This is a genomic window from Paenibacillus sp. FSL R7-0297, from assembly GCF_038009025.1.
GTDB lineage: Bacteria > Bacillota > Bacilli > Paenibacillales > Paenibacillaceae > Paenibacillus_AQ.
The window spans coordinates 5,120,662-5,146,623 of sequence record NZ_JBBPAQ010000001.1; the positions used below are offsets into that span (position 1 = coordinate 5,120,662).

Annotated in this window: 21 protein-coding genes; 2 read left to right on the plus strand and 19 right to left on the minus strand. The window is 50.6% G+C overall.

Annotated elements, in window-relative coordinates; translation table 11 throughout:
- Positions 1 to 212 precede the first annotated feature (212 nt).
- The 5 genes from MKZ24_RS22380 to MKZ24_RS22400 all read right to left on the minus strand — a co-directional run bounded on the left by MKZ24_RS22380 (position 213) and on the right by MKZ24_RS22400 (position 6,669).
- Positions 213 to 1,667 (minus strand): PTS transporter subunit EIIC, encoded by a 1,455-nt coding sequence (locus MKZ24_RS22380; RefSeq protein WP_042236143.1) that lies wholly within the window; start codon positions 1,665 to 1,667, stop codon positions 213 to 215.
- A 42-nt stretch (positions 1,668 to 1,709) separates the two neighbouring features.
- Positions 1,710 to 2,219, minus strand: coding sequence for a PTS sugar transporter subunit IIA (locus MKZ24_RS22385; RefSeq protein WP_042236141.1), 510 nt, complete (start codon positions 2,217 to 2,219; stop codon positions 1,710 to 1,712).
- 21 nt (positions 2,220 to 2,240) lie between these two features.
- On the minus strand, positions 2,241 to 3,107 hold the full coding sequence (locus tag MKZ24_RS22390) for a PRD domain-containing protein (RefSeq protein ID WP_340786587.1): 867 nt from the start codon (positions 3,105 to 3,107) through the stop codon (positions 2,241 to 2,243).
- 336 nt (positions 3,108 to 3,443) lie between these two features.
- Positions 3,444 to 6,185, minus strand: coding sequence for a CHASE3 domain-containing protein (locus tag MKZ24_RS22395; RefSeq protein WP_340786590.1), 2,742 nt, complete (start codon positions 6,183 to 6,185; stop codon positions 3,444 to 3,446).
- A gap of 100 nt (positions 6,186 to 6,285) precedes the next feature.
- Positions 6,286 to 6,669, minus strand: coding sequence for a DivIVA domain-containing protein (locus tag MKZ24_RS22400; protein WP_042136936.1), 384 nt, complete (start codon positions 6,667 to 6,669; stop codon positions 6,286 to 6,288).
- 190 nt (positions 6,670 to 6,859) lie between these two features.
- Here MKZ24_RS22400 and MKZ24_RS22405 point away from each other — a divergent pair, with 190 nt between their 5' ends.
- Positions 6,860 to 7,411 (plus strand): TraR/DksA C4-type zinc finger protein, encoded by a 552-nt coding sequence (locus MKZ24_RS22405; protein WP_340786594.1) that lies wholly within the window; start codon positions 6,860 to 6,862, stop codon positions 7,409 to 7,411.
- A 46-nt stretch (positions 7,412 to 7,457) separates the two neighbouring features.
- Here MKZ24_RS22405 and MKZ24_RS22410 read toward each other — a convergent pair whose 3' ends face one another.
- On the minus strand, positions 7,458 to 7,817 hold the full coding sequence (locus tag MKZ24_RS22410; protein WP_042236138.1) for a helix-turn-helix transcriptional regulator: 360 nt from the start codon (positions 7,815 to 7,817) through the stop codon (positions 7,458 to 7,460).
- A 1,085-nt stretch (positions 7,818 to 8,902) separates the two neighbouring features.
- Between MKZ24_RS22410 and MKZ24_RS22415 the strand changes: the two genes are divergently transcribed.
- Entirely contained in the window at positions 8,903 to 9,466 is a 564-nt protein-coding gene (locus tag MKZ24_RS22415; protein ID WP_340786599.1) for a GNAT family N-acetyltransferase, read from the plus strand.
- Positions 9,467 to 9,591: 125 nt separating this feature from the next.
- Here MKZ24_RS22415 and MKZ24_RS22420 read toward each other — a convergent pair whose 3' ends face one another.
- The 13 genes from MKZ24_RS22420 to smc all read right to left on the minus strand — a co-directional run bounded on the left by MKZ24_RS22420 (position 9,592) and on the right by smc (position 25,843).
- The gene (locus MKZ24_RS22420) at positions 9,592 to 10,248 is read right to left on the minus strand and encodes a general stress protein (RefSeq protein ID WP_340786602.1); all 657 of its coding nucleotides are present in this window, start codon (positions 10,246 to 10,248) and stop codon (positions 9,592 to 9,594) included.
- A gap of 111 nt (positions 10,249 to 10,359) precedes the next feature.
- Positions 10,360 to 12,852 carry an ATP-dependent helicase HrpB gene (gene hrpB / locus MKZ24_RS22425; RefSeq protein ID WP_340786604.1) on the minus strand — a complete coding sequence of 831 codons (2,493 nt, stop codon included), beginning with the start codon at positions 12,850 to 12,852 and terminating at the stop codon, positions 10,360 to 10,362.
- A 447-nt stretch (positions 12,853 to 13,299) separates the two neighbouring features.
- Complete coding sequence (locus MKZ24_RS22430) at positions 13,300 to 13,698, minus strand: DnaJ family domain-containing protein (RefSeq protein WP_340786606.1); 399 nt, start codon at positions 13,696 to 13,698, stop codon at positions 13,300 to 13,302.
- A 64-nt stretch (positions 13,699 to 13,762) separates the two neighbouring features.
- Complete coding sequence (locus MKZ24_RS22435) at positions 13,763 to 14,152, minus strand: GIY-YIG nuclease family protein (protein WP_340786609.1); 390 nt, start codon at positions 14,150 to 14,152, stop codon at positions 13,763 to 13,765.
- A gap of 53 nt (positions 14,153 to 14,205) precedes the next feature.
- Positions 14,206 to 14,973 (minus strand): DUF2087 domain-containing protein, encoded by a 768-nt coding sequence (locus MKZ24_RS22440; protein WP_042236132.1) that lies wholly within the window; start codon positions 14,971 to 14,973, stop codon positions 14,206 to 14,208.
- 178 nt (positions 14,974 to 15,151) lie between these two features.
- A complete protein-coding gene (locus MKZ24_RS22445) occupies positions 15,152 to 15,496 on the minus strand; it encodes a DUF1801 domain-containing protein (RefSeq protein WP_042236130.1) in 345 nt (114 codons plus the stop codon).
- A 36-nt stretch (positions 15,497 to 15,532) separates the two neighbouring features.
- On the minus strand, positions 15,533 to 15,901 hold the full coding sequence (locus MKZ24_RS22450; RefSeq protein ID WP_340786613.1) for a hypothetical protein: 369 nt from the start codon (positions 15,899 to 15,901) through the stop codon (positions 15,533 to 15,535).
- A 33-nt stretch (positions 15,902 to 15,934) separates the two neighbouring features.
- The gene (locus MKZ24_RS22455) at positions 15,935 to 16,744 is read right to left on the minus strand and encodes an SDR family oxidoreductase (protein ID WP_042236129.1); all 810 of its coding nucleotides are present in this window, start codon (positions 16,742 to 16,744) and stop codon (positions 15,935 to 15,937) included.
- 184 nt (positions 16,745 to 16,928) lie between these two features.
- On the minus strand, positions 16,929 to 17,795 hold the full coding sequence (locus MKZ24_RS22460; protein WP_042236127.1) for a transglutaminase family protein: 867 nt from the start codon (positions 17,793 to 17,795) through the stop codon (positions 16,929 to 16,931).
- The gene (locus MKZ24_RS22465; RefSeq protein WP_042236126.1) at positions 17,792 to 18,745 is read right to left on the minus strand and encodes an alpha-E domain-containing protein; all 954 of its coding nucleotides are present in this window, start codon (positions 18,743 to 18,745) and stop codon (positions 17,792 to 17,794) included. Before MKZ24_RS22465 ends, MKZ24_RS22460 begins: the two co-directional genes overlap by 4 nt.
- 58 nt (positions 18,746 to 18,803) lie before the next feature.
- A complete protein-coding gene (locus MKZ24_RS22470) occupies positions 18,804 to 20,267 on the minus strand; it encodes a circularly permuted type 2 ATP-grasp protein (protein ID WP_042236125.1) in 1,464 nt (487 codons plus the stop codon).
- Between the two features lie 926 nt (positions 20,268 to 21,193).
- Positions 21,194 to 22,192 (minus strand): signal recognition particle-docking protein FtsY, encoded by a 999-nt coding sequence (gene ftsY / locus MKZ24_RS22475; protein WP_042236121.1) that lies wholly within the window; start codon positions 22,190 to 22,192, stop codon positions 21,194 to 21,196.
- An 81-nt stretch (positions 22,193 to 22,273) separates the two neighbouring features.
- The gene (smc, locus tag MKZ24_RS22480; RefSeq protein WP_042236120.1) at positions 22,274 to 25,843 is read right to left on the minus strand and encodes a chromosome segregation protein SMC; all 3,570 of its coding nucleotides are present in this window, start codon (positions 25,841 to 25,843) and stop codon (positions 22,274 to 22,276) included.
- Positions 25,844 to 25,962: the final 119 nt, after the last annotated feature.

The window sequence follows — 25,962 nt, forward strand, 5'->3', positions numbered from 1 at the left end:
CAGCTATAAGTAAGACGAAGGCTGAGGCAGATTTGTATCATTCCCATTCCAAATGGTCCATCTAATTCTTACCATAAGAGCTGACGGTACGCAAAATAACCCACAAATTGGGGTATACGGATCTTATTTCTCAGCTATCCACAATCAGTTTGTGTAAAAAAAAAGCAGACATCCAAGATGTCCGCTTCGGATTAAACTATTGTGCTGCAGAGTTACATCAGCTTTTTAATATCATCCTTAATCTGCTCGGACTGCGGTCCGAATACAATCTGTACGGCCCCTTGCCCCAGTCTCATTACACCGGAAGCGCCAAGCTGCTTAAGGGCGGAATCCTTAACCGCCTTTTCATCGTTAACGTTAAGACGCAGACGGGTGATGCAGGCATCGATGCTGCGGATGTTCGCAGGGCCACCGATGTTCTCCAGAATCTTAGCAGCACGGGAAGAAGCCGACACGGTTGTTGTGCCTTTGCCCAAGTCAATCATCTCATCATCTGTATCATCTTCACGGCCAGGTGTTTTGAGATTGAACTTCGCGATAACAAAGCGGAACAATACATAATAGAGTACGAAGAAAGCCAGCCCTACAGGAATTAGAACCCATGCATTGGTTGAGAGCTTCAAGTTGGTCAGGTAGTCAATGAGACCTGCGGAGAAACTGAAACCTAGCCGTACATCTAGAATGTACATCACTGCCATGGACACACCTGTCAGAATCGCATGAACTAGATACAGAAGCGGTGCCACAAACATAAATGAGAATTCCAGTGGTTCGGTAATACCTGTAAGTATAGAGGCAATAGCAGAACCAATGAATATTGATGCTACCATCTTTTTCTTTTCCGGTTTTGCGGTATGGATGAAGGCAAGCGCCGCACCAGGCAAAGCAAACATCATAATCGGGAAGAACCCTGTGGTGAACATCCCTGCACTTTTATCTCCGGCCAGGAAGCGCCAAACATCACCATGGATTACCTCACCGGCTGCGTTCGTATAATCACCAAGCTGGAACCAAGCAATAGTGTTAATGACATGATGAAGGCCAATCGGAACAAGCAGACGGTTTGCGGTTCCGAATACAAATGCGCCAATTGCGCCAAGGCCTACTACCCAGTTCCCGAAATCACTGATGACATCCTGTACCGGGCTCCAGATCATACCGATGAAGACCGCCAGTACCATAGTCGAAGCAGCTGTAACAATTGGAACAAAACGTTTACCGGCGAAGAAGCCCAGCCAATCCGGCATTTTGATATTATGATATTTCTTATACAGGAACGCTGCCCAGGCTCCGGCGAATATACCACCAAGCACACCCATATCCAGCACTACATCATCACCAATGAAACCAAAGGTTGCCGGTACGATTAACAATACTTTGGTAAGAACCATATAAGCAATTAGTGCGGATAAAGCAGCTACGGCATCCCCGGCGAATCCAATGGCGACACCAATTGCAAAAATTAAGGCCAGGTTGCCGAATACCGCACCAGCACCTGCGTTTAAGAATGGAGCAACGTATTGGTTCAAGAATCCACCTATTGTGCTACCCAGATGCAAATCCTTTTCATAATCGAGAAGTCCAAGCCCTTGCAGAATCGCTGCTGCCGGCAATGTTGCGACTGGAAGCATCAGAGACTTCCCTAACTTCTGTAAAAAAGCTAACATAATGAAATCATCTCCCGGTTTCATATTAGTACGTATATGTTTTTATAGCTTTGAAGCCACTGTAAGAATACTGCTCTGTCCCGCAGATATTGCGCCGTAATGGCATTTGACTTCCGGGGTATACTCCTCGCTGCTGGTCACAATGACCGGTGTAATGGTTCGGTACCCCGCTGTCCGTATCGCCTCGAGATCGAACTCAATCAGCGTCTGGCCTGCTTTTACTTCATCACCATTTACAATATGGCTAGTGAATCCGCTTCCTTTTAAGCTGACGGTGTCAATTCCTATATGCATCAGCAGTTGCAGACCGGAGGAATGCTCCAGGATAAGTGCGTGATTGGTTTTGACCACATGAGCGATTTTGCCGTCAAAGGGGGCGATTAATTTCCCTTCGGAAGGTTCTATAGCAATCCCCTTGCCCATATGTCCGCCAGCAAAGGTCTCATCCGGCACTTCGGATAACGGCACGGCTTGCCCGCTGACCGGCGCAGATATCTCAATGCTGGTCTCAGCATGTTTCTCTTCTTTTTTAGATTTCCATCTGGAAAACATAAATTCCACTCCCTGCCTCTGCTATTTGTTTTTCTCTAAGGTCTGGAATAAGCGGTGCAGATGCATGGCGAGAAAGCATATCTCTTCTTCCGGTACGTCTACACCAAGCTTGCCTTGCATGATCTTTCCCATTTTATGAGCGAGCTTATATTCATCCTTGTATTCTTTCTTGATGTGCTTCACGAATGGATTATCTATGAGCGAACCCTGCAGAATCCGTTCAATAGAGAATCTCAAATGAACCATCAGCCGGACATGATTCATACTACCCTGTTCAAAAATAATATTGCGTTCGTTGCGGATCATATCCATCAGATCACTGACGATGTTAGAGGCCTTGACTAGCTGACCAACCGGCACATTGCTGACCGCAGAATATACGTGATAGGTGAGGAATCCGACTTCATCTTCAGGGATCCGCACCTCGAATTCTGTGCTGATCTTCTCCGCTGCCTTGTAAGCGATCTCAAATTCCCTGGGAAAGGTCATCCGGGTTTCCTCAAGGAACGGATTGACAATGTCCATCCCGCTCCGCAAGCGGAAAATGGTGAACTGGATATGGCTGGGGAGCGCCAAGTAGATCTTGTCGTTTAACTTGCCGGGAAACTCACGGGCGATATCCGAAATAATCTCATCCGTAATCCTCATGACCTTAGGATCTATATCTTCCAGCAGAATCTGATACTGGCTCCATTCCTCACGGTCCTCCAGCCGAAACAGCTTCTCAATCCGGGGATCATCCGCATCAATCACACCTGCGTCTTTAAGCGCAAAACCGATGCCCTTGCCGATAATCACGTATTCCTTGCTTTTCTTACCTCCTTGAACCATCACGACATTATTTCCGATCACCCGCAAAACCTGAAATTGTTCATTTTCCCTCGCCAAGTTCTCCCTCCTTTCCGTCCATTGCCTGATTTTTCGCACAAAAAAGAGCCAAGACTGACTCAAATGAATGAGATCAGATCTTGGCTCATGCCCTATAAAGGTAACACGCCACTTGCATATAAATGATCATTTATGATCTCATAATAAATCATACCTTGTATTCCGTCAATGGGTTTTTCGAAAAGTCAAGTTTTGCCCCTGCCAGTCTGCCTGTATCGTTGTAGTCTGCACCATTATTCAGTATTTATGCATAATAATCCCTTAATTCCGCATGAAAAAAGAGTCAGACAAAACTCTCTAGAGGAGTTCTTGCCTGACTCTTCAGTTGTAGACTTATTAAGCCCGTTCCTGTATCCACCGGCACATCCGGCTGACTACATCTATCATTACTACAGGTTTGCTTATGAAATCTGATGCTCCTGCGGTCAGACACCGTTCACGGTCTTCCTTCATAGTCTTGGCTGAAATCGCAATGATCGGAAGCTCTGTGAGTAATAGTTCTTCCCGGATAATAGACAAGGTATCGTAGCCATCGAGATTCGGCATCATGATGTCGAGCAATACAATATCCACATCAGGCTGTTCTCTGACAATCTGCAGACACTCGTAACCTGTCTGGGCAGTGAGGATATTCATTTCATAAGGCTCCAGGCCCTTCTGCAGTGCAAAAATATTACGCGTATCATCATCTACAATCAGAACAGTTCTGCCTTGAAGCTTCTGGAACTCCTTATCAAACAGTAAATCTCTGCTGTTGGCCACCGTCCCGCGCAGGGCAGCCTCTGCCTGTTCAGAAGCTGCTGCAGCCTGAGTCTGCCCCGGAAGGCTATCTGGCTCTTCCCCGCTGTCCAGCTCACGGCATGGAAGATAGAGCGTGAACGTGCTGCCTGCACCCTCTTCACTCTCCAGGCTGATATGTCCGCCCAGCAGCTTGGCTAACTGAAGCGAAATGGACAGCCCCAATCCGGTTCCTCCGAATCGGCGGGCAGTCGTCCCATCAGCTTGACGGAAGGCCTCAAAGATCAGTTCGCGGTTCTCCGCCGAAATGCCGATACCCGTATCTTTTACCGCAAAGGACAGTAAGGAATCATTCATGGCGTAATTCATATTCGAGTAGGAATCCAGCTTATGGACATCCACAGAAACTGAACCATGCTGTGTGAATTTAAACGCATTGGATAACAGATTACGCAGGATCTGGTGCATCCTCATTTCATCGGTGAAGAACAGATCGGGAACCTCTGCGCCAATGGTCACCTCAAATTCTAAATGCCTTCCCTCAGCGAGCTTACCGAAATAACCTTGCAGCAGGGACGGCAGCTCTGTAAGATTAACGGCATCCATTTCCACCAGCATTTTGCCGGCCTCTACCTTGGAGAGATCAAGAATATCATTAATCATACTCAGCAAATCACTGCCGGAATTGTAAATTACAGAGGCATACCCCTGTTCTTCTTCTGTCAATGTGTGATTACGGTTCTCCGTAAGCAGCTGTGAGAGAATCAGCATGCTATTGAGCGGAGTGCGCAGTTCATGTGACATATTGGCCAGAAATTCCGATTTATAGCGGGAGCTTAGCTCAAGCTGTTCATTGTACCGCTCCAGCTCTATTGCTGCGTTCTCTGCCACAGACTTCTGATCCTCAAGCTCCTTGTTCACGGTCAGCAATTCACTGGTCTGGTCCTGCAGCTCCTCAGTCTGTACCTGAAGCTCCTCCGACTGCACCTGCAGCTCTTCGGATTGCACCTGCAGCTCTTCATTCATAACCTGTGATTCATGCAGGAGCTTCTGAATCTCCATTCGGGTCATTACGGAATTGACGGTCACGCCCATCATTTGCAGCAATTCATCCAGCAGCTCGAAATGATATGGCGCCCACCGCGTAAGCGCAGCAACCTCCAGCACTGCTACCGTCTTGTTCTCAAAAACAATCGGAGCGATGACCGCAAACCGCGGAGCAGTCCTGCCCAAACCAGAGGAGATATAAATATAATCCTCCGGTAGATGCTCAATAATGTTAACCCGCTGATCCAATGCGCACTGGCCGATCAGGCCCGCTCCAGGCTGAATCACATCTGCACTTAGACGGGCTTCCTTGTTCTCGGCTCCCGCATAGGAGTACCTCCGCTCAAAGAGCTCATCCCGGTTAAGCACAAAGATAGTGGCGTACTGCATTTCCAGCATCAGCGACAGTCGATTGATAAAGATCCGGCACAAAACAGCCATATCCGTCGTTTCCTGCAGTGCAATGGACATCGAAGTAAGCTGTTCGCTGTTCCACTGATCCCGCTGCACAGTGTCCAGCAGGCCATTGGTCGCTTCTCCCAATTCATAGATCTCATCAAACGTCTTCACTTTGATTCGCTCTGACCTATTCCCTCCGCTGGCTATTTCGTTAATGGCCCCGATTACACTGTGCAAAGGATTCACAATGCTGGCTGAGAGCAGATAGGTAATGAGTGAGGCTAATACGGCTACGAGACCCCAAAGAATGTACATCGTAATGAGCAGCTTATGGTTACTGTCTTTGAGATTGTTAATGCGCTCTTTGGTAAGCGTGCGTTCAATATCGCGAAAGTAATCGGATTGCGTACGAATCGCATCGATCACTATTTTACCTGCGTCATTGCGAAAAAAAGCACTTACAGTCTCATTCTGGCCATTCCGCTTCAGATCAACTACATATTGACCGGCCTCATCGATCCATTTCTCAATATTCTCTGAAATGTTATTCAGGTTCCCGACTTGCTCCGGGTTATCTGTAATCAGACCGTGTAGCTTCGCGAAATTAATCCGCCATTCTACAAGTCCGTTACTATATGGCTCCAGGTAAGACTCGTCCCCGGTAAGGGCGTACCCCCTTTGCCCGGTCTCCATATCCAGTACATTTTTTTCAATTTGATATGTAAGTTCATGAACCTCGATATCATGGTCACTCAGGAACACGGTTTCTTTCTCCAGGCTGGTAATCCTGTTGGAGACGATAACCAGAAACAGCCCCAGCATTAATAAAATGATGACATATCCAAGTGCGATTTTGCCACGGATCTTCAAGCTCCACGCATGCTTCTCCGGCAATGGTCCAACCCCCATTTTGCGTTATAATATACTTTATTCCCTATAATTGTAAAGTCTGGTGCAAGGGGTAACAGGTAGACCGGTTTCCAGGTGTAAAGTCCTACAAATATCCTTCTGTACGCGGTAATCTGTCCTTGAGCTGCCGTACATTAGCTTCAAGCTTAATAATAATTTCTTCCAAATCCAGCGGGTCGATCCCTTTGATAACCGGAGCAGGCGCTGTTGCTGCCTTGGTCTCGGCCTTCAACTCCTTCATTTCAATCTGCTGCTCCTGCCACTTGTCCATCAGATCGGCAATGGTAGCATAGAACCGCTCATAATCCTTAATTACACTATCCAGAAACGTATCCACTTCCTCGGCATCGTAACCGCGAAGCTTCATGCTGAATTCCTTCTCATGAATAGTAAGTGCATCCAGAGTAATACCTAGCTGGCTGAACAGCTTTCTTTGCTTGTCCAACCGGCGTTTCATATGTTCGTCCATTTAAGTAACCTCCAAAGTTATGCTGCTTTCATCCGGCAGTAATTATTATAACAGGGTGAAAGCAACCTGAAAACATCACTAAAGTTGCATTTAAGCAGAAGTGAGCCTGCTGATTGCACTCTGGGACAATAGGGTAAGGAAAGATTACAACAGTATAACCACTACACACATCCGAAAGGAAGATGACCCGATGAGCCACTTAACAAAATCAGAGTTGACTAAGCTCCAGCAGCTACTTGAGGAGCGCAGAACAGAACTGGAACAGCATTTCTCCAGCAACGGGGCGGAAGACAGCCTACTGGGCGATTCACTTACACTCTCTACGGGAGAACTCTCTTCTGTCGATAACCACCCTGCCGATACAGGAACCGAAACCTTTGAACGCAGCCGTGACCTGTCCATCAACACTTCACTATCCGAAGAATTAACCGATATCGAAGCTGCCCTTCAGCGGATTAAAGACGGTACTTATGGAATCTGTGAAATCAGCAAGCAGGAAATTCCTTATGAACGTCTTGAAGCCATCCCCCACACCCGTTACGCTGTTGAATATGCCCCGTCCAGCCGGAATTCAGACGTGCGTCCCGTGGAAGAAGAAGTCATGACTCCACCGCCTTCCGGCGCAGGCCAGGGACGGCAGGAGCATAGCGGGAGATTCGATGACGCCGGTGCCTGGGAAGCAGTCGAGGATTACGGCAGTGCGAGCTCACCTGTTCCCCCTCCGGGCCAGGATACCGAATAAGAGGATTCCTGCGCTACGGGCAGAATGGCGGGTCAATAGATTAGCTTCAAAAGTTGTCTGCGACCGCCTTATTCAATATCCCCAGACAGCGGTCCAGATCAGTCTTCACCTGCTTTTTGTACAGCTTGGCCTTCTCCTCCCCGTCGGCAGTGAAATGATATAGGACAATCTCCTGAAAATCGACTTTGGGATCACTGCCCTTTAGCTGCTTCGTGCGGAAAAGTATCCCCTGCTGCACTAATTCATGCAGCGCACGGTAAATTTCACTTTGGGGAGGGGAATACCCATACGCTTTGAAATCTCTCCGCAAATCCTCCAACATCTGATAACCGTATCCTTTGTGCTGTTCCACCATAGTAATCAGATATACCTTTATAAACGCCCGCTGTGCAATCATGAACGCCATAGGTCACCTCCTGGGTGTTTTTTTGATTTGGATTCTTTGATATGGTTTTTGATATGGCTTTTTTATGGTTTGTTTTGGCTTCCTTATTACCCTAGTATAAACCCTATTTCCCATCTTTCACAACAAGTTATGCCCAAGTTAAATTCAGGACATCGGGAGGGTTTGAATACTAGCCCCCTTTTTCCGGTTTGAAAAATTTGATAGATACATGTTGAGTTTGATTTAAGGTGTATGAGTGTGTAGGCACGTGGTGGTATTTTTATATATTTCTATTGTGAATTTTTCATATAATGAATTTGCAGAATAATAGGAATCAGTGGGGCGAAGTGGCCTTGCTTGCTCAAGCGGACTGATTAGTCGGAAGAACCCTCCAATTTCATGGTGTCGAAATATACTATCGGTCGATTCCATTTTGATCCCTCGTTGAGCTGGAGTTTTCTTTGTTTCTTGGCAGCTGTATACCTGTACTGACCGGACTTATCTATATTTATTTATTAATTGGGAGTTTATTTATAGTGAGTTTGTTTAATGCTATCAACCTATTATGAATTTTTCACATAGTGATATTATATCAACAATTTTTTCGGGGTTTGTTCTTTGAACTCTGTTGTCTCTTTTGGTCTTTTGTTGGTCTCCAGTTGGTCTATATTTATTTTATCGATCTATTTAATCTTTCCTTTTACTTCATTTGTTTTGTTTGTGTGCGTGTTCTTGGTCGGTTTTTGTTTTTCTATTTTCCTTTGTCTGTTTGTATCCTTTGTTTATTTCTTCATAATGCTTGAGTTACTATTGTGAATTTTTCACGTATTGAAATTTCAATTCTTGCTACATATTTATTGTTGTAAATGCAACATAAATCATGTACTATTTTTTTACCTCCATGTGACAAAATTATTACGGGCTGCAGAAGTCACGGTAAAATCACCCGAGCGAACAGTCCTAAATGTTGTACAAATTGCAACTTGTATGTATTGATCCAAGTTGATTCGTAAGGATTTTTAGTTAGTGCCGTTAGTCTCTGAAGTTCAGCTTATACAGGGTAGTTGTAATAACGGGAGCTTGATTGGAATAAGGAGGAGTCATACATGAGTATAACTATAACAAAATGCTCGGCCGGCGATTTGTGCTTGCTTCAAGAAATTAGTGTTGAGACCTTCAGGGGTACCTTTGAGCATCAAAATTCAGCGGAGGTTATGCAAACCTATTTAGAGAAAGCTTTTAACCTGGAGCAATTAAATATCGAGTTATCTAATACCGCTTCTGAATTCTATTTCATCTACTCCAAAGGCGAGCCTGCCGGGTATTTGAAAGTAAACACGAATGAGGCCCAATCTGAAAATATGGGTAACCATTCGCTTGAAATCGAGCGGATCTATATCAGGAGGCCTTTTCACAATCAGGGACTTGGAAAATATCTGATAAATAAAGCCATAGCAATTGCGGTTGAGCGGAACATCGATAAAATTTGGCTGGGCGTGTGGGAACAAAACGGGGGTGCGATTGCTTTTTATACAAAAATGGGGTTTGTCCAGACCGGTACGCATTGTTTCTATATGGGCGACGAGGAACAGACTGATTATATAATGACCAAAATGCTTAACAGCACCGCAGCAGAGGGAACAATAATCACTTCAGAAAAGCATTCATAGACCCTACGGACTCTTAGACGATACCTGCTCGATATCCCTCCCAAAGCAAAGACTGCCCCAGGCCGAATGCTCCTATGAGGCAGTCCTTGTTATCCTTTATATCATTTTGAAATGAATCTGCTGATTTACATTTTGTCGCGGTTATAGAGGTCCGGATCTCTGTCGGCGTTCATCGCACCTCTATTACCCAGCGTGTTGCCGACCCTTGTATCCTCCGGAATAATATCGGGATTCGTAGGTCCACGGTCTGCCAGTGTGCTGTTTACGGTATCGTCTGCATAGAGGCTGTCGTAACGGCTTGCATTGAGGGAACGGTTCCCCCGGAAAATATTATGGATATCCCTGCCGCGGCCGTTGTCATCAACGAGGACGAGGATTTTGCCGCTGTCCACGTATCCTTCGTAATCACGGGCTTCATCCTCCGGAATGCCGAGTCCGATTAATCCGCCCACCAGTCCGCCTGCACCTGCGCCAATTGCAGCGCCTGTCAAAGTGGCTACAATGGGACCTGCTGCGAGGATCGGTCCTATCCCCGGGATAGCGAGTGCGCCGATTCCTGCTAGTAATCCGGTGATTCCGCCGACTACGCCCCCGGTTGCCGCTCCTGTTGCTACGCCTTCCGGCGCCATCGTTCCTGTATCCTTGGAAATGCTTTTTAAATCATCACGATCCCGTGTAATTACTGAAATATCGTCGTTAGTGAACCCTTGACTCTGTAAACTTTCAATTGCTCTGGTCGCTTCTTGTTCTGTGTCGAATACACCTACGATTTTATCTGTCACTTGAAGCCCTCCTTCGAAATTGTCGTTCGCTATTGTATTACCCATTCACAGGTGTGCCAAACAGCGATTCCAATTCTTTGCGGGCTAATTTGCGTTAATATGCAAAAATGTTTATTTGGACGGGCGGGTGCGGTTGGTTGGAATAGCCTCCAGCGGGTCATCCGGCCAGTAGTGCTTAGGATAGCGGCCTTTCAAATCTTTTTTGACCTCAAAATATGTGCCCTGCCAAAAGCTGGCCAGGTCTGAGGTCACCTGCATCGGCCTTCTGGCCGGAGACAACAGATGCAGCAGTACCGGAATCTTCCCTCCGCCAATCCTCGGCGTATCGGTCTGCCCGAACATTTCCTGCAGCCTCACGGCCAATACTGGAGATCCCGGATTGCTGTAATCCAGTGGAATACGCGACCCGCTAGGCACGGTAATATGTGTGGGCGCCTCTTTGTTCAACGTCTGCCTGCTGTTCCAGTCCAGCATACTCTCCAAAGCCTGGGTCAGATTCACACGCTGCAGATCGCGCAGATTACGCATTCCGTGGATATACGGGGCCAGCCATTCGTCCAGGGTACCGCACAGCGCAGCATCGGACATATCCGGAAAGTCCGCCCGCAGGGCATGCAGGAAGCCCATCCGCTGGCGCAGCTGGATGGTTCCCTTTTCCCACGGCAGCCGTTCCAGCCCTTCTGCGGCAATCACTTTCAGCAGTACGCGTTCCGTCTCCTCTGGGGTTGCGCGTTCATGCGTCGTCTCCTTCAGGATGAGCGCGCCCAGCCGGGTTACTCTGCGCGCCTTCACGCTTCCGCTCTCGCTGTCCCAGTAGACTTCGCGCTCTTCAAGAAGGCTGTCCGCATGATGCTTCAGCAGATCCTGCTCGGAGAGCTCTGCGGCAAGCATGATCCGGCTCTGCCCGGCACGGTCATCCACGCCGGGCGCCACAATATAGGGCGAGCGCGCCAGCGGCTGGCCCTCACGCATCGCCGCCCCCCGACCTCCGGAGAGCAGAAACGCGCCATCGCCGCGTTTTTGCCCGATGCGGTCGGGATAGGCGAACGACAACAGCAGCCCGCTGAGGCTGATGTTGTCAGGCGGTCCGCCCGGCGCTGCCTGCAGCTGCGCCAGGAAGTTCCGGCTCTCGCGCTGCACCGCGCGAAGGGCCGCCGGGTCCGCTCCGCCGCCGGCAGCGGAGCGCCCGGACCCGAGCAGCGCCTCCACGCGCAGCGTGAGGTCGCTGCTTAGTGCCGCGGGACCCTTGAAGAGGTCCCGCTCCTGCAGCAGCGCCGCGAGCAGTGCCGCGAGCGGCGCTGCTGCAAGGTCTGCCGCGCGCAGCAGCATGTGCGCGATGCGCGGGTGCGCGCCTAGCGCGGCCATGCTGCGGCCGTGCGGCGTGATGGCGCCGCCGGCGTCCAGCGCGCCGAGCTGGCGCAGCAGCGCCGTGGCCTGCGCGTAAGGCGCGGCAGGCGGCGCGTCGAGCCAGGCGAGCGCTCCGGGCCCGCGCACGCCCCACAGCGCCAGCTCCAGGGCGAGCTGCGCCAGGTCGGTCTCCATAATCTCCGGCACGTTATCGTCCGGAAGGCGGTCATGCTCTTCCCGGCTCCACAGCCTGTAGCATACGCCCGGCGCCGTGCGGCCGGCCCGGCCGCGCCGCTGATCCGCCGAGGCCTTCGAGACCGGCACTGTGGTCAGCCGCGGCATGCCGGTGCGCGGAGAGAACACCTGGGTCCGTCTTAGTCCCGTGTCAATCACCGTGCGCACACCTTGAATCGTCAGACTGGTCTCGGCGATGGATGTCGCCAGGACGACCTTGCGTTCTCCCGGTACAGCCGCTGCGACCGCTGCATCCTGCATCTGCTGCGGCAGCTGGCCATATAGCGGACGCAGCACAGTTCCCTCCGGAAGACCACAGGAGGCCAGTTCCTGCTCCGTCCGCCGGATCTCCCGTTCGCCCGGCAGGAAGACCAGTACATCCCCCGGCTGCTCGGCAAGTGCCCGGCGCACGGCAGCCGCTGCCGCTATCTCTGGATAGATCTTTTCGGGGCCCGGTACATACACCGTTTCAACCGGATAAGTCCGTCCCGGACAATGGACTACCGGCGCCCCGCCAAGCAGAGCCGATACCCGCTCACCATCCAGTGTCGCCGACATCACCAGAATGCGCAGATCCTCCCGCAGTACACTCTGCGCTTCGAGCGTCAGCGCCAGCCCCAGATCAGCATGCAGGCTCCGCTCATGATATTCATCGAAGATCACGAGTCCGACATCACCGAGCGAAGGATCGCTTTGCAGCATTCTAGTTAACACGCCTTCTGTAACTACAACGATACGCGTATTCCTGCCGACCCTGGTATCCATCCGCATCCGGTATCCGACCGTCTGGCCGACCGTTTCACCGAGACAGGAAGCCATATAAGCCGCCGCCGAACGGGCTGCTAGACGTCTGGGCTCCAGCATGAGAATGGTTTTACCGGCGAGCCAAGGCTCGTCCAAAAAAGCCGGAGGGGTCCCTGTTGTCTTACCCGCTCCCGGCTCGGCGATCAGTATTGCCGCAGTAGTATCTGTAAGTATTCTTTTCAGGTCAGGGAGCACCTGCATAATTGGAAGCTGCTTCATTTCATCTCTCCATCATCTGCTACAAATTAGGTGTAATTTGAATTAACATACTTTAATCAGGTATATCCATTTCATTATCATGGGCGAAACCGGCCTGGATATCAAGGAGTTCAGCTCAAATTAAGATTATACAACTATAACGAGCCATTTCTGCCTGGGAGCCGGTTTAATTGCACTCTCTACACTTATTAAATTCTCTTATGCCGTAAAAGAATAATTCTCCTATTTTTAGTTGTACAGAATGCAGTTATCCCGGATCATCCGTTTCATCCCCGTCTTTTAACTGCAGGATATCAATTATCCGCTAACGCTCTGTATTATTGTCTGCACTATAAGAGCTCACGGTACAACCCGCTGTTGTACAGACTACGTATATTTTCGCTCCAGCTATATACACAGAGAAGCAGCCCCCAGTTCTTCGAACTGGAGGCTGCTCCTACATATTCCTTACTCGTCCATTCCTTCAAGCCGCTGCCGGATCTTATCTCCGTAATCCATATAAGCCGCACTGCCGTCCAGTCCGCGCTCCTGCAGCAGTGCCTGCAGACGCAGGCGCTTCAGGGACAGCTTAGATTCCAGCTCCTTGCGTTCACCGCTATCGCTGTTCCCGCTGCGATGGCAGGCAGCCAGCAATTCTTCCAGGGTTACACACTCCGCACGCAGCGAGACTTCTTCGGGCAGCAGCCCTGCATTCTTCATGATCTTGAAGGACATCCGCAGATCCTCAGGCACTCCCGAGAGATCCTCCAGTTCCAGCGGCTTGCCATGCCCAGGCAGATTAGTGAACTCTCCGCTGCGCATGGCCTCCTGAATTCTCTGTTCTGCAAGCCAAGATAATATAGCCATTCACACCGCTCCATTCGCCAGCGCCTGCTGTTTGCCCTTATTTTAGCACAGGCGCTGATGAAATTCATTCCCGGTTTACTTTCTGCTTATGATAACCCCGCTCCCCGTATGGAGATAGCTGCTCCAGCCATTTGTTCTCCAGCTCCGGCAGCATTTTGCGGTATTTCTTCAATTCCTGTACATCTGCCACGAAATCTTCTTCTGGCTTAATCTGCTCCAACACCTCAAAACGGAACCCGGCCTCACCATATTTATTCCAATCGGCCTGCAGCTCCTTGTTGTCATGGTTGTTGATATCCAGCATGAACTTATGCTTGTTCCAGACCCCATCGAGATTCAAGCTGCTTCCTACATACGCTTTGTCGTTGCCGGTATTTACAATTCTGTATACCCCCATCGGCCGGTGCGAGTGCGCATAATTATATCCCAGCTCTTTGCGTCTTGATTTGTCCATTCTCTTGTCTCTCCTTCATATCTGCGCTAGTCTGTGTTCTCCCTTAAACTGCGCTATAATTTCACCCAGTAGCTGCTTCCGTCATCTTCGCGGTCCAGCAGTCCGTAATCGATCAGGTAGCGCCGCAGCGTCACATAATCAGGATAAGCCGATTCCAGCACGGCGTTAATTTCTTTCTCACTGTACTCGCGTCCCGTCTCAAAACGCTGGATCAAATGCCGCAGAATTGCCGCTTTGCGTTTCTGTTTCTTCGGGAACTCTGATAAGGGACCGTCCAGGCCCTGTTTGAAATATGCACCCAAGATCTCGGTATTCTCCTGTTCAGTAATGGCGAACCGTTCATCAACCATCACAGCCGTACGCGGAATACTAACAAAAGGGGATGAAGCCCCAGGCTTCTCTTCGGCCAGCTCCATTACAGCCAGGAATAGCCTGGCCTGCTTCACCTTCTCCCGAAGGGTGAACCGGTGATTGCGGACTGTAGACGTGCTGCCGATTCCCAGCTCTTTGGCGGCCTCAGCGTCACTGAGACTTTGACGGAAGGCCTGCAGCAGACCCTTCTGCAGCTCCGTTAATCCGGTCAGCTTCTTATCCAGCGTAAGCAGCCAAGCGAACATTCCACCGTGCATGGTATCTACATGCTGAGCTGCGAACCTCTCAGCTTCATAGAAGCTGTCCCCATCCTTATAAATAATCCCCTTCTCGAATGGCTCTCCGCAGACCAGACAATGGAACACAGCCAGGTGCCCGTCACCTTCACAGGTATAGCCCTGCTTCAATTCTGCAATGGAGGCATTCCAGAATTTCTCTGAAATCCGCATCGCTTCATTTCCTTCCGACAACTGGATCACCACATTCTTTGTTTGTTTTTATATAGACATAATATCATTTCGTTTGTTATTTTACAACTATCTAATTAGATTGTTTGTTTAAAAAATAAAAACACCGCCAATTAAGGCAGTGTCTCAGTTCCCCGCTGTGGTTATTTGATTAATCGTTCTATAATGAAGCCGTGGCTTGTTTCAGCAAGGAGGACAGCAGCTCATAATCAACAGTCTTGCCCTCCGGCAGCTTGGTTGTCAGACGGTCCCCGCTTCCCGCTTCGAATTGGCCTTCAGGCACCTCCAGCGCTGCTGCATTGAATATGGAGAAGCTCACCCAGCCTTTGGCGGTGGAGATTACAGCTGCATATTTTCCGTTTTTGAGAAAATGCGGTTTGCCGTATTGAATCCGTTCCGTCACGTCAGGAATAGTTTCGTGAATCACTTGACGTAACTTAGAGCATATCTCCAATTGCCAGGGTACTTTGATTTGAGCAATGAAATTTGTAACCTCTTCATTCATGGAATCACCTTTTTCTGGAGGATGTGATGCAGGCTCTTACGGTTTGGCTATAGCAGCAATATCCCGGTTCTCCACAATATCACGGTCATGGCCCCGGCCCACAATGTGAATCATGGCCAGTCCAATTTCCTGCAGAGTCACGGCATACCCCGGTGATAAGGCGTGCAGCACGGGGTACATCCATCCAATAGCATAATAATATTTATGTGTGCGGGTCAAGCCCGGAGTAGGCCGGATAAACCCCGGACGAAAGAAGTAGGTTCCCCGGAACGGCAGTTTGCGCAGATCATTCTCCGTCTTCCCCTTCACTCTGGCCCACATACTGCGCCATTGTTCTGTGCTGTCCGTACCTGATCCGGTCACATAAAAAACAACCCTGTCCTGATCACGCGGATCTTCGGACAAGGTTATTTTCTACAGCCTATTTATACAAGCTACTCAAGATAACAATGACTCCGCTCCATCAATAACAATCTGCGCACCGGTAATATGGATCGACTCATCTGAGGCCAGGAACGCCACCAGATCAGCCACATTCTCAGGTTTACCTGGACCGTCAGCGAGGGGCTGTGCACCTTCGGGGAATTCAATCGGAATCACAATCGATTCTACATCCTCATTGAACTCTGTGCTTTCATCGATATTCGTGGATATTGCTCCCGGGCAAATGACATTCACACGGATTTTGAACTTGGCCAGCTCCAGCGCGGCCATCTTCGCAAACGCCACTTGGCCTGCCTTGGTTGTACTGTATGGTGACCAGCCGAAGCTGGCGAATCTGCTGTTGCCGTTAATCGAGCTGGTGATAATGATGCTGCCTTTGCCCTTCTCCTTCAGGTGGGGAATGCTGTATTTCAGCGTCAGGAAGGTACCCGTCAGATTGACTGAAATGGTTTTCTCCCAATCACTCAGGCTCAGCTCCTCAATCGGACCGACTGCTCCGTTAATGCCGGCATTCGCGAAGACAATATCAAGCCCTCCGAAATGCTCCACGGTCCTGCGCACCGCTTCTTCCATTCGCACGGCATCCGAAGTATCTACATCAATGGCTAATGCGCAGTCTTTGCGCTGCTTGTTCAGCTTCTGCTCCAGGATCGAGGTACGTTCATTCACCAGATCGAATAAGGCCACATTCGCACCTTCACGCGCCATCTGAATCGCGGCCGCTCTGCCGATCCCCGAGCCCGCACCTGTAATTATGGCCGTTTTCCCGAGAAAACGCTGCTTTTTAGCTATATTTGGGCTCATATGTACTCTCTCCCTCCGTATCGTCCATCTTCATGAGAATGGCTCTGTTTCAAGATTACCCATTTGAGCCTGGATTATAATCATTTTATGCAAAAATTGCACAAAGTTTGTGCAACTTGCACAGTATTATCACACGTTCACAATAAGAAAGGACCCCACCGTTGTGAGGTCCTGCCTGTTGTCTTTAATTATCCAGCCGACGGACATCCACTTTAACAGTAAGGGTGCCCGCTACCCCGCGGTAGACGCCTTTGACCGGAACAATATCCTTGTAATCCCGTCCATGTCCAAGCTTGATATACCGCCAGCTGACTTCAACATTATTAGTCGGATCGAAGCCCAGCCAGCCCGTTCCCGGAATATGGGTCTCTACCCAGGCATGTGAGGCCTGCTCGAAATTGGCATTGCCTCCCTGCAGATCGCCGACAAAATGATACCCGCTCACATAACGCGACGGCAGCCCTACACTGCGGCAGACGGCAATCATCAGATGCGCATAATCCTGACAGACCCCGCGTTTGAGCTTCAGCGCTTTTTTGACCGTTGTGTTTACGCTGGTCGCTTCAGGGTCATACGTGAACTGTTCATAGATCGTTGAAGAGAGCTTCTTGGTCCACTCATACATATCCTCGGCTTCCTCAAAAGGATGCTGTGAAGCAAACTCCACCAGCTCAGGCGTCACCTCGGTATACCTTGTCGGCAGAATAAACTCCACATAACGGTTCTGGAACTTCTCATCATTAAGCAGCTTTACCTGCTCCTCCAGCGGGATATGCGGCAGGTCCGCACCCTGGGCTTTGTCGAGCGTCACTACCGTCGCTTTGGTATGGATCACCATCTCTGTATGCGGCTTGTTCACTGAGTAGGCATGGACGCGGTTGCCGAAGAAGTCTTCATAGGTCAACAGATTGGCCGGCGGGTGCACCTCCACCTCATGATGGTAACAGGATTGGCGGTAATTGGTGCGCGGCGTCAGCCTGATCTCATTGACACTGTCCGTCACCGGCTCGGAGTAAGTGTAGGTTGTCGTGTGATTGATTTGGATCTTCATACCGAGACTCCTTCACGGCGAAAAAATGCACCCTCCATTGTTTTGCCGAGCTTCTGGCAGGATAACATTAGAGCCTGCAGTACATCCTCAACCAAGTCACCGGACATTTCCTCCTTCTCCATATAGTCCAGCTCGGCTTTGATCTTCCCCGCCTGACGGATGACCTTCTCATGCCCCGAGCCCTTCTCGGAGCTATCCAGCTCCAGCTTAGCCAGATGCTCCTCCAGCTTATGGAAGGAGAATCTTATGGAACGCGGGAATTGCGGATTCACAATCAGGAATTCCAAAATGCATTCGGGGGACATATCATCCGCGTAATACCGGCGGAATGACTGATAACCGCTCACCGATTTCAGCACCGCTTGCAATTGCGTATAGATTGAATTGATATCCTTCGATTTACAGGATACCGTTACTGCCTGAAGAATACGCGTTGTATTCTCGGCCCGTTCCAGGAACCGGCCACTTTCAATGAAATGCCATTCGTTGCCGCGAAGCATCACCGACTGTTCTGCTCCGAGGAACATGGCGGCGCGTTCTTTGATCTGCTGATAGAACTGGTGGGGACTGCTCATAATATCTGCTACCGACTGCTCGCCAAGCCACAGATTGAAGCTGTTGGCTATATCCCACAGCTCACTGGGCAAATGCTGGCGCAGGGTGCGCAGATTGTTCCTGGCCTGATGCACACAGGAGAACAATGAATTTGTATTACCGAGATCCAGTGTGATGAAGGACAGTACATCCTGCTCGGCGAAGCTCTCGAACTGCTGCAGATATTCATTCCGGACACCAAGCGCATCAATCAGCCTCGACCACTTATGGCCTTCCGCCTGGAAATCCTCTTCCTGTTGAATATGATAATGCACATCGATCAGCCTTGCATGATTCTCGGCCCGTTCTATATACCGGCCAATCCAGAATAAAGCCTCCGCATTGCGATTCAGCATCGTAGCCACCCCTTCACCTTACATATTGATGCTGCATTATTGGTGAATCCATATCACGCTAGGCCATTACCCAAGTGTCCTTCACTCCGCCGCCTTGTGATGAGTTCACGACCAGCGAGCCTTCGCGCATCGCCACCCGGGTAAGACCGCCGGGAATCACATGGGGCTTGCGGTCAGCCCCCATTAGCACGAACGCTCTAAGATCAATATGGCGCGGCGCCATGGAAGCTCCCGACAATACCGGTGCACGGGACAGCGACATTATGGGCTGGGCGATATACCGCTCCGGTTCCGCCAGAATTTTGAGCCGGAAATCCACCAGATCCTGCTTGGTCGCCTCGCTTCCGATCAGCATACCGTATCCGCCGGAGAGTGAGGTCTCCTTCACCACCATTTCGGACAGATTATCCAGCACGTACTGTCGCTCTTGCGGCCGGGATAGCAGGTATGTCGGAACATTGCCCAGAATCGGTTCTTCATTGAGATAATAACGGATCATATCCGGCACATACACATACATGGCCTTGTCATCTGCGACGCCGGTTCCTGGTGCATTGGCAATTGCGATATTCCCGGCACGGTAGGCATTCATTAAGCCGGCAACCCCAAGCAGTGAGCTGGGCTGAAAAGCCAAAGGATCGATGAAATCATCATCCAAACGGCGGTACAGTACATCCACGCGGCGCAAGCCATTCATTTCCTTCAGGTAGATCTTGTGGTCCTGGGCTACCAGATCCCGTCCTTCTACCAGGTGGATGCCCATTTGCTGAGCGAGAAAAGCATGCTCGTAATACGCGGAGTTATATTCGCCAGGGGTCAGCAAAGCGATCACCGGATCTTTGGTGCGCGAAGGGGAAAGGCTGCGAAGTACCGACAGGAACCGGTTCAGGCTGTGATCCACATCGCGGATAGAGCTGGCGAACGATAATTCGGGAAAGAGCTGGTTCATAAGGGATCTGCCTTTGAATAAATAGGAAAATCCGGAAGGCGTACGCAAGTTATCTTCAAGCACATAATACTCACCGTCATGATGGCGGATCAGGTCGATCCCCGAGGTAGTAACGTAAGCACCGCCAGGGACCCGAAGTCCAGTCATTTCCGGCCGGAAATAGCAGTTGGATATAATCATCCGCCGGGGGACAACCCCATCCTTCACGATATATTGCTCATGGTAAATATCATGAATGAACAGGTTAAGTGCTGTAATCCGCTGCACAATGCCAGCTTCAAGCCGCTCCCATTCTGCCTTTGGAATAATCCGTGGAATCATGTCGAAGGGAATTGTCCGCTCCATCGGTTGATCCTGTGCCGGGTTGTAGAGTGTAAAAGTAATGCCTTCTTCCATCATCCGACGCTGCATCAGCTTCTGCTTGCCTTGCAGCTCTTCGGGGCTCATCCCGGAAAACATGCGGTTCACATGCTTGTAATGAGGCCGGATACTCCGTTCATCGGCATACATTTCATCGTAAAAATGCTGCAATGAATACGGAGCTACACCGGGCAAAGGATCTAGTTTGGACATGAGCCCGACTCCTCTCGGATCAGTGTAATGTGTAAAGTTTATTGACAAATTAGCTTACTTTTTAGAAATATATCATGAAAATATTAAATACTAACTTCATAATACGTAAATGATAATGTTCATGTCAATATATATAACAGCAAAATGGAGTTTATGAACCATCCCGCATGATTGGAATCGCTTCCTTTCTCTTAAAGGTGCTTTGGAGGCGTGCTAATGGGAATCGTACATCAAATTGTATGCAGGAGCGTTGACAAGCAGTACTATTATGAATTTTTCATATAATGTTTTTTTATATTGATTTCGGTAAAACAACAGCCGTTCCTTCTATTTAAATGTGGGCGGGCTGCTTCACGACTTAAAAAAGTGGGTTCGACCGCTTCATGCCTTAAAGAAGTGAGTGGGGCTAATTCATGCCCATCACCTATGATGCGGACTGAAATTCTGCTAATCGCGCAAAATCTTGTGATTTGCGGAGCATTCGGACTGAGAATCCCTTATATGACTTCTGACACCTCATTTTCAGCTCCAATGAACAGGATAACGGAATCTCTGCACTATCAAAAAGCGGTTTTTTCAGGAAATAAGTCCGTTCCCCGTACTGTCTGCAGCTACAGCTTCCTCTTACCTTCCTCTTGCCCTCCTCATACCTTCCACTTCCACTTCCACTTCCACTTCCACTTCCACTTCCACTTCCACTTCCACTTCTACTTCTACTTCTACTTCTACTTCTACTTCTACTATGAAGCCTGGTTCCTCACATGTTATACTTGGGGATTTCCGGATTTCCGGATTCAACAACGCCTTTTTCACAAAACATGTAGTCTATAGTTTCCCATACCAAAAAAGCCTCCAGGGCATTTTCGCTCACTGGAGGCCTTATAGATTACGTTCATACTGGTGCAGCAGGAGTTGAGACCCGGATATTACGCTTGGCCTTCGGTCTCTTCCTCTTCAGAGATCATGCCTGCGAACAGGGCATGCACGAACTGGTCGGAATCAAACGGCTGGAGGTCTTCCATCTTCTCGCCCAGCCCCACCAGCTTCACCGGCAGATTCATCTCCTGGCGGATGGCTACTACAATTCCGCCCTTTGCGGTGCCGTCCAGCTTGGTCAGCACCAGCCCGGTCACACCGCTCTTCTCTCCAAACAGCTTGGCCTGGCTGAGTGCATTCTGGCCGGTCGTTGCATCCAGTACCATCAATACCTCATGCGGGGCACTCGGTATTTCGCGCTGAATCACCCGGAAGATTTTGTTCAGCTCTTCCATCAGATTGCTCTTGTTCTGCAGTCTACCGGCAGTATCGCAGATCAGTACATCTACGTTACGCTGCTTGGCAGCCTGTACCGCATCGAACATAACAGCTGCCGGGTCAGAACCTGCCTGCTGCTTAATCACATCCACGCCCGCGCGCTGACCCCAGACCTCGAGCTGTTCAATTGCTCCCGCGCGGAAAGTATCGCCTGCCGCCAGCAACACCTTCTTGCCTTCCTGCTTATAACGGTGCGCCAGCTTGCCGATCGTCGTAGTCTTACCGACCCCGTTCACGCCTACGAACAGAATGACTGTAATGCCGTCCGGATTCTCGTTCAGACTGTTATCGTCATCGCCGCGCAGCAGCTCCATCAGCTTGCGGGAGAGAATCGGCTGCAGCTCTGAAGCATCCTCGATCCGCTTCTGCTTCACTTCGACGCGCAGCTCTTCCACCAAATTCATTACTGTATTGACGCCAACATCGGCACCGATCAGAATCTCTTCCAGCTCTTCATAGAATTCTTCATCTATCTTTTTGCGGCGGATGATCAGATCAGAGACCTTCTCAACGAAGCCCTTGCGGGTCTTCTCCAGGCCGTCGCGGAATTGTTTCGTTACGCTTTCCGTTTTGCCGGAGATGCTTTCTTTCAGTTTCTTAAAAAAGCTCATATTGTTCCTCCTAAAAGTTTTATGAAGCGATACTGCATAGAATTACTCCGCAATAAAACTCACTTCGTAAGCATCAGCCTATCAGGCAATTTCCGCCTCTTCATCCTCCAGCCGCACCGATACGAGCTTGGACACGCCGCCTTCCTCCATGGTCACGCCATAGAGTACATCCGCTTCCTCCATCGTTCCTTTGCGGTGGGTGACTACGATAAACTGCGTCTGTTCCGAGAACTCGCGAAGATATTGGGCGAAGCGCACGACATTGGCTTCATCCAGCGCCGCTTCCACTTCATCCAGTACGCAGAACGGCACCGGCTTGACCTGAAGGATCGCGAACAGCAAGGCCATAGCGGTCAAAGCGCGTTCACCGCCGGACAGAAGCTGCAGGTTCTGCAGTTTTTTGCCCGGAGGCTGGGCGACAATATCAATCCCCGTATCCAGCATATGCTCCGGATCAAGCAGCATCAGGTCTGCCCGCCCACCCCCGAACAGCTTTGAGAATACCGTGCCGAATTCACGGCGGATAGCATCAAAGGTCTGCTTGAAGCGTTTGGACATTTCCTCTTCCATCTCATGAATGACATGATACAGCGTAGTTTTGGCTTCGACCAGATCGTCTTTCTGTCCGCTGAGGAAGGTATAGCGTTCATGCACCCGCTGATACTCTTCAATGGCGCCAAGGTTCACCTCACCCAGTCCGGAGATGCTGCGCTTCAGACGCTGTACTTCCATCTGCGCTGCTGGCACATCCTCGGGAACCGGATAACGCTGCTTAGCCAGCTCATAGCTTAGTTCATAATCATCGCTCAGCTTGCGCAATATATTATCCAGCTCAACATCCAGCCGCCCGACGGCAACCTCCGTTGAACGGAGCTTGTCTTCAACCCCTTTAAGCGCCTGCCGCTGGTCTTTGGTCTCTCCTTCAGCCAGTTCCAGCTTGCGAGAGATCGCGGTACGGTCGGCACGGGCCAGGTCGAGCTTCGCTGAGGTATCTTCCTTCTTGAGGCGTAAGCTGTTCACATCTTCCTTCTGCTTCACAGCTTCGCGTGTATTCTCTTCCAGATCCTGCTCGATGGTCATCAGCAGGCTGCGGCTCTGCCGCAGCTCTTTCTCCTGCGAGCCGGCATCCTGTCGCATACGCCGCAGCTGCTCCTCCAGGGAGAAAATCTCCTGGTCCAGCTTCCCTTCCGTAACCTTCATGCCTGTCAGCTTACCCTGCAGCTCTTCCTTGGCGGTTTCATTTGCCTTACGGTCGGATTCGGCGTTCCGGATGGCCTCGTGGGCTTCCTTCTCTTCCTTCTCCAGCCGGGCAAGCTCCGCCTCCGCCTGCTTGCGGGTCTCTTCGAAGCCGCGGACCTCATTCTCGAATCCGCTGCGCTCTGCGCCAGCACCCTCAACCTGCTCCTTGACGTGGCGAAGCTCCTGCTCCAGCTGCTTCAGATCACCGGAGACCCGCTGCTCCTCCAGACGTTTCTCGTCACCGTCATGCCGCAGCTCTTCCAGCTTCTGCGCTGCTTTGTCCTGCTCGGCGCGCAGACGGAGGATTCCCTGCTTCAGCTTGGCGATCTGCTGCTCGCTCTCTTCAATCTCGCCGAACAATTGGTCCAGCTGCCGTTTGCGGCTGAGCAGACTGTTGTTCTTCTTATGCTGGCTGCCCCCGGTCATCGAACCGCCGGCATTAACTACATCCCCTTCGAGCGTTACGACTCTGTACCGGTATTGGCATTTGGCAGCAATGCGGTTTGCCTGCTCCAGACTCTCAGCGATGACGACATTCCCAAGCAAACTTCCTACGATGCTAGAATACTTCTCCTCAAAGCCGACCAGTTCAGATCCGATTCCTACAAACCCTTCGGCACCTTCTACCATACTGCGGTCACTGCCGGTAATCTGCCGGGGGCGGATAACATCCAGCGGCAGGAAGGTCGCCCGTCCCAGCTGGCGCTGCTTTAGGAAAGCAATCGCTTGCCGGGACACAGCTTCGTTCTCCATAACAACATGCTGCAGTGAAGCGCCCATGGCCGTCTCAATAGCCATTTCGAGCTTCTCCGGAACCGAGATTAGTTCAGCAACCGCGCCGTGTACGCCAGTTAACTGTCCTTTGCGTGCACCTTTCAGCACTTCCTTAACCCCAAGCATGAATCCGTCAAAATCATCCTGCATTTCCTTCATCGTCTCATGCCGGGAGACCTGGGCTTCGCGTTTCTGCTCCCATTTGCGCAGGCCGCTTTGCGTTTCCTCCAGCAGCTTCTGCCGCTTACTGGTCTGCTCGCTCTCCGTAATGTATGCGCCGCGCAAAGTGCCGATTTCCTTGCCGAGTCCGGCAATCTTATCCTTAAGCCCACTCTGGGCAGAGGTCAGTTCCTCCAGCCGGGCAGTCCACTTACCGCTCTCTTCCTGGCTGCGGCTCATCCTCTTCTCCAGGCTCTCCTTCTGCTGATCCGCATAGCGGATCTCATTGCGCGCCTGAGCCATCAGGTTCATCAGCTCGAGCAGCGCGCTCTTCAGCTTCTCTTCCTTGCTCTGGCTGATGCCCCCGGCAACACCCTGCAGCCGGGATTCTTCATCGGCCAGTTGCAGACGCAGTTCCTCCAGTGCCTGGCGGGACTGCTTCAGCTTATGCTCAAGCTCCGCCAGCTCACGCTGCCGTCCCTCAGAACGCTCGCCTACAGAACCCAGTGTCTGCATCAGCTGTTCGCGGTTGTTCTCCAGGTTGCGGCGGCGTTCTTTGAGCAACTCTCCGTAGCCTTCACTTTTCTCATTCGCTTCACTGTAATGCAGCAGCTGCTCCTGCAGCTTCTCCACTTCCTGCTCCAGGCTCCGCAGCTCAGCACGGCCGCTCTCCAGCTTGGCGTCATGGGCGGAGACTACTGTCGACAGCTCCAGCTGTTCATCCTTCAGCAGCTCAAGCCGGGCATTCCCCTCCTGCCAGGCCGTATGTATGCCTTCAATCTGATGCACATATACGGAGATCTCCAAATGCTTCAGCTGCTCACGCAGTTCCTTGTAACGGATGGCCTTCTCGGACTGATCCTTCAGCGGCCCCACCTGATCCTCAAGCTCACTGATCAGGTCATGAATCCGCAGCAAATTCTGCTCGGTCTCGTCCAATTTGCGTCCGGCGTCTTTTTTGCGCGATTTATATTTAACAATCCCCGAAGCCTCTTCAAAAATCCCCCTCCGGTCTTCGGAACGGGTACTAAGTATCTCTTCAATCCGGCCTTGTCCAATAATCGAATAAGCCTCACGACCGATCCCGGTATCCATAAACAGCTCTGTGATATCCTTCAGCCGGCAGGCTTGCTTATTGATTAAATATTCACTTTCTCCGCTGCGGTGCACACGGCGGGTAACCGTAACCTCGCTGAAATCCAGCGGCAGTACATGATCCTCATTATCCAGCGTAAGAGAGACCTCGCCGTAATTGACCGCTTTGCGGGCGTCACTTCCGGCAAAGATAATATCTTCCATTTTACCGCCGCGCAGTGATTTGGCACTCTGTTCGCCAAGCACCCAGCGTATACCGTCGGAAATATTACTTTTGCCGCTTCCGTTCGGGCCGACTACGGCCGTAATTCCGCGCACAAACTCCATTTCCGTTTTGTCGGCAAATGATTTGAAGCCAGCTAATTCAATCCGTTTCAGAAACATAACTCGCCTATCACCTCTAACCCATTATACCATAGCGTTTCCTTGCCTAAACACCCCCACAAAGTGGTGCACTCGCTTCGACGTTTACTCAAGTACTTTGCGGGGACCCCAAAACATTT

Coding starts and splice junctions, on each gene's coding strand:
- MKZ24_RS22385 (WP_042236141.1), bottom strand. CDS start 2,219: ATGTTTTCCAGATGGAAATCTAAAAAAGAAGAGAAACATGCTGAGACC.
- MKZ24_RS22440 (WP_042236132.1), bottom strand. CDS start 14,973: ATGCGGATTTCAGAGAAATTCTGGAATGCCTCCATTGCAGAATTGAAG.
- MKZ24_RS22410 (WP_042236138.1), bottom strand. CDS start 7,817: ATGGCGTTCATGATTGCACAGCGGGCGTTTATAAAGGTATATCTGATT.
- MKZ24_RS22465 (WP_042236126.1), bottom strand. CDS start 18,745: ATGCTGAATCGCAATGCGGAGGCTTTATTCTGGATTGGCCGGTATATA.
- MKZ24_RS22460 (WP_042236127.1), bottom strand. CDS start 17,795: ATGAAGATCCAAATCAATCACACGACAACCTACACTTACTCCGAGCCG.
- MKZ24_RS22415 (WP_340786599.1), top strand. CDS start 8,903: ATGAGTATAACTATAACAAAATGCTCGGCCGGCGATTTGTGCTTGCTT.
- MKZ24_RS22455 (WP_042236129.1), bottom strand. CDS start 16,744: ATGAGCCCAAATATAGCTAAAAAGCAGCGTTTTCTCGGGAAAACGGCC.
- smc (WP_042236120.1), bottom strand. CDS start 25,843: ATGTTTCTGAAACGGATTGAATTAGCTGGCTTCAAATCATTTGCCGAC.
- MKZ24_RS22405 (WP_340786594.1), top strand. CDS start 6,860: ATGAGCCACTTAACAAAATCAGAGTTGACTAAGCTCCAGCAGCTACTT.
- MKZ24_RS22430 (WP_340786606.1), bottom strand. CDS start 13,698: ATGGCTATATTATCTTGGCTTGCAGAACAGAGAATTCAGGAGGCCATG.
- MKZ24_RS22400 (WP_042136936.1), bottom strand. CDS start 6,669: ATGGACGAACATATGAAACGCCGGTTGGACAAGCAAAGAAAGCTGTTC.
- MKZ24_RS22470 (WP_042236125.1), bottom strand. CDS start 20,267: ATGTCCAAACTAGATCCTTTGCCCGGTGTAGCTCCGTATTCATTGCAG.
- MKZ24_RS22445 (WP_042236130.1), bottom strand. CDS start 15,496: ATGAATGAAGAGGTTACAAATTTCATTGCTCAAATCAAAGTACCCTGG.
- hrpB (WP_340786604.1), bottom strand. CDS start 12,852: ATGAAGCAGCTTCCAATTATGCAGGTGCTCCCTGACCTGAAAAGAATA.
- ftsY (WP_042236121.1), bottom strand. CDS start 22,192: ATGAGCTTTTTTAAGAAACTGAAAGAAAGCATCTCCGGCAAAACGGAA.
- MKZ24_RS22380 (WP_042236143.1), bottom strand. CDS start 1,667: ATGTTAGCTTTTTTACAGAAGTTAGGGAAGTCTCTGATGCTTCCAGTC.
- MKZ24_RS22435 (WP_340786609.1), bottom strand. CDS start 14,152: ATGGACAAATCAAGACGCAAAGAGCTGGGATATAATTATGCGCACTCG.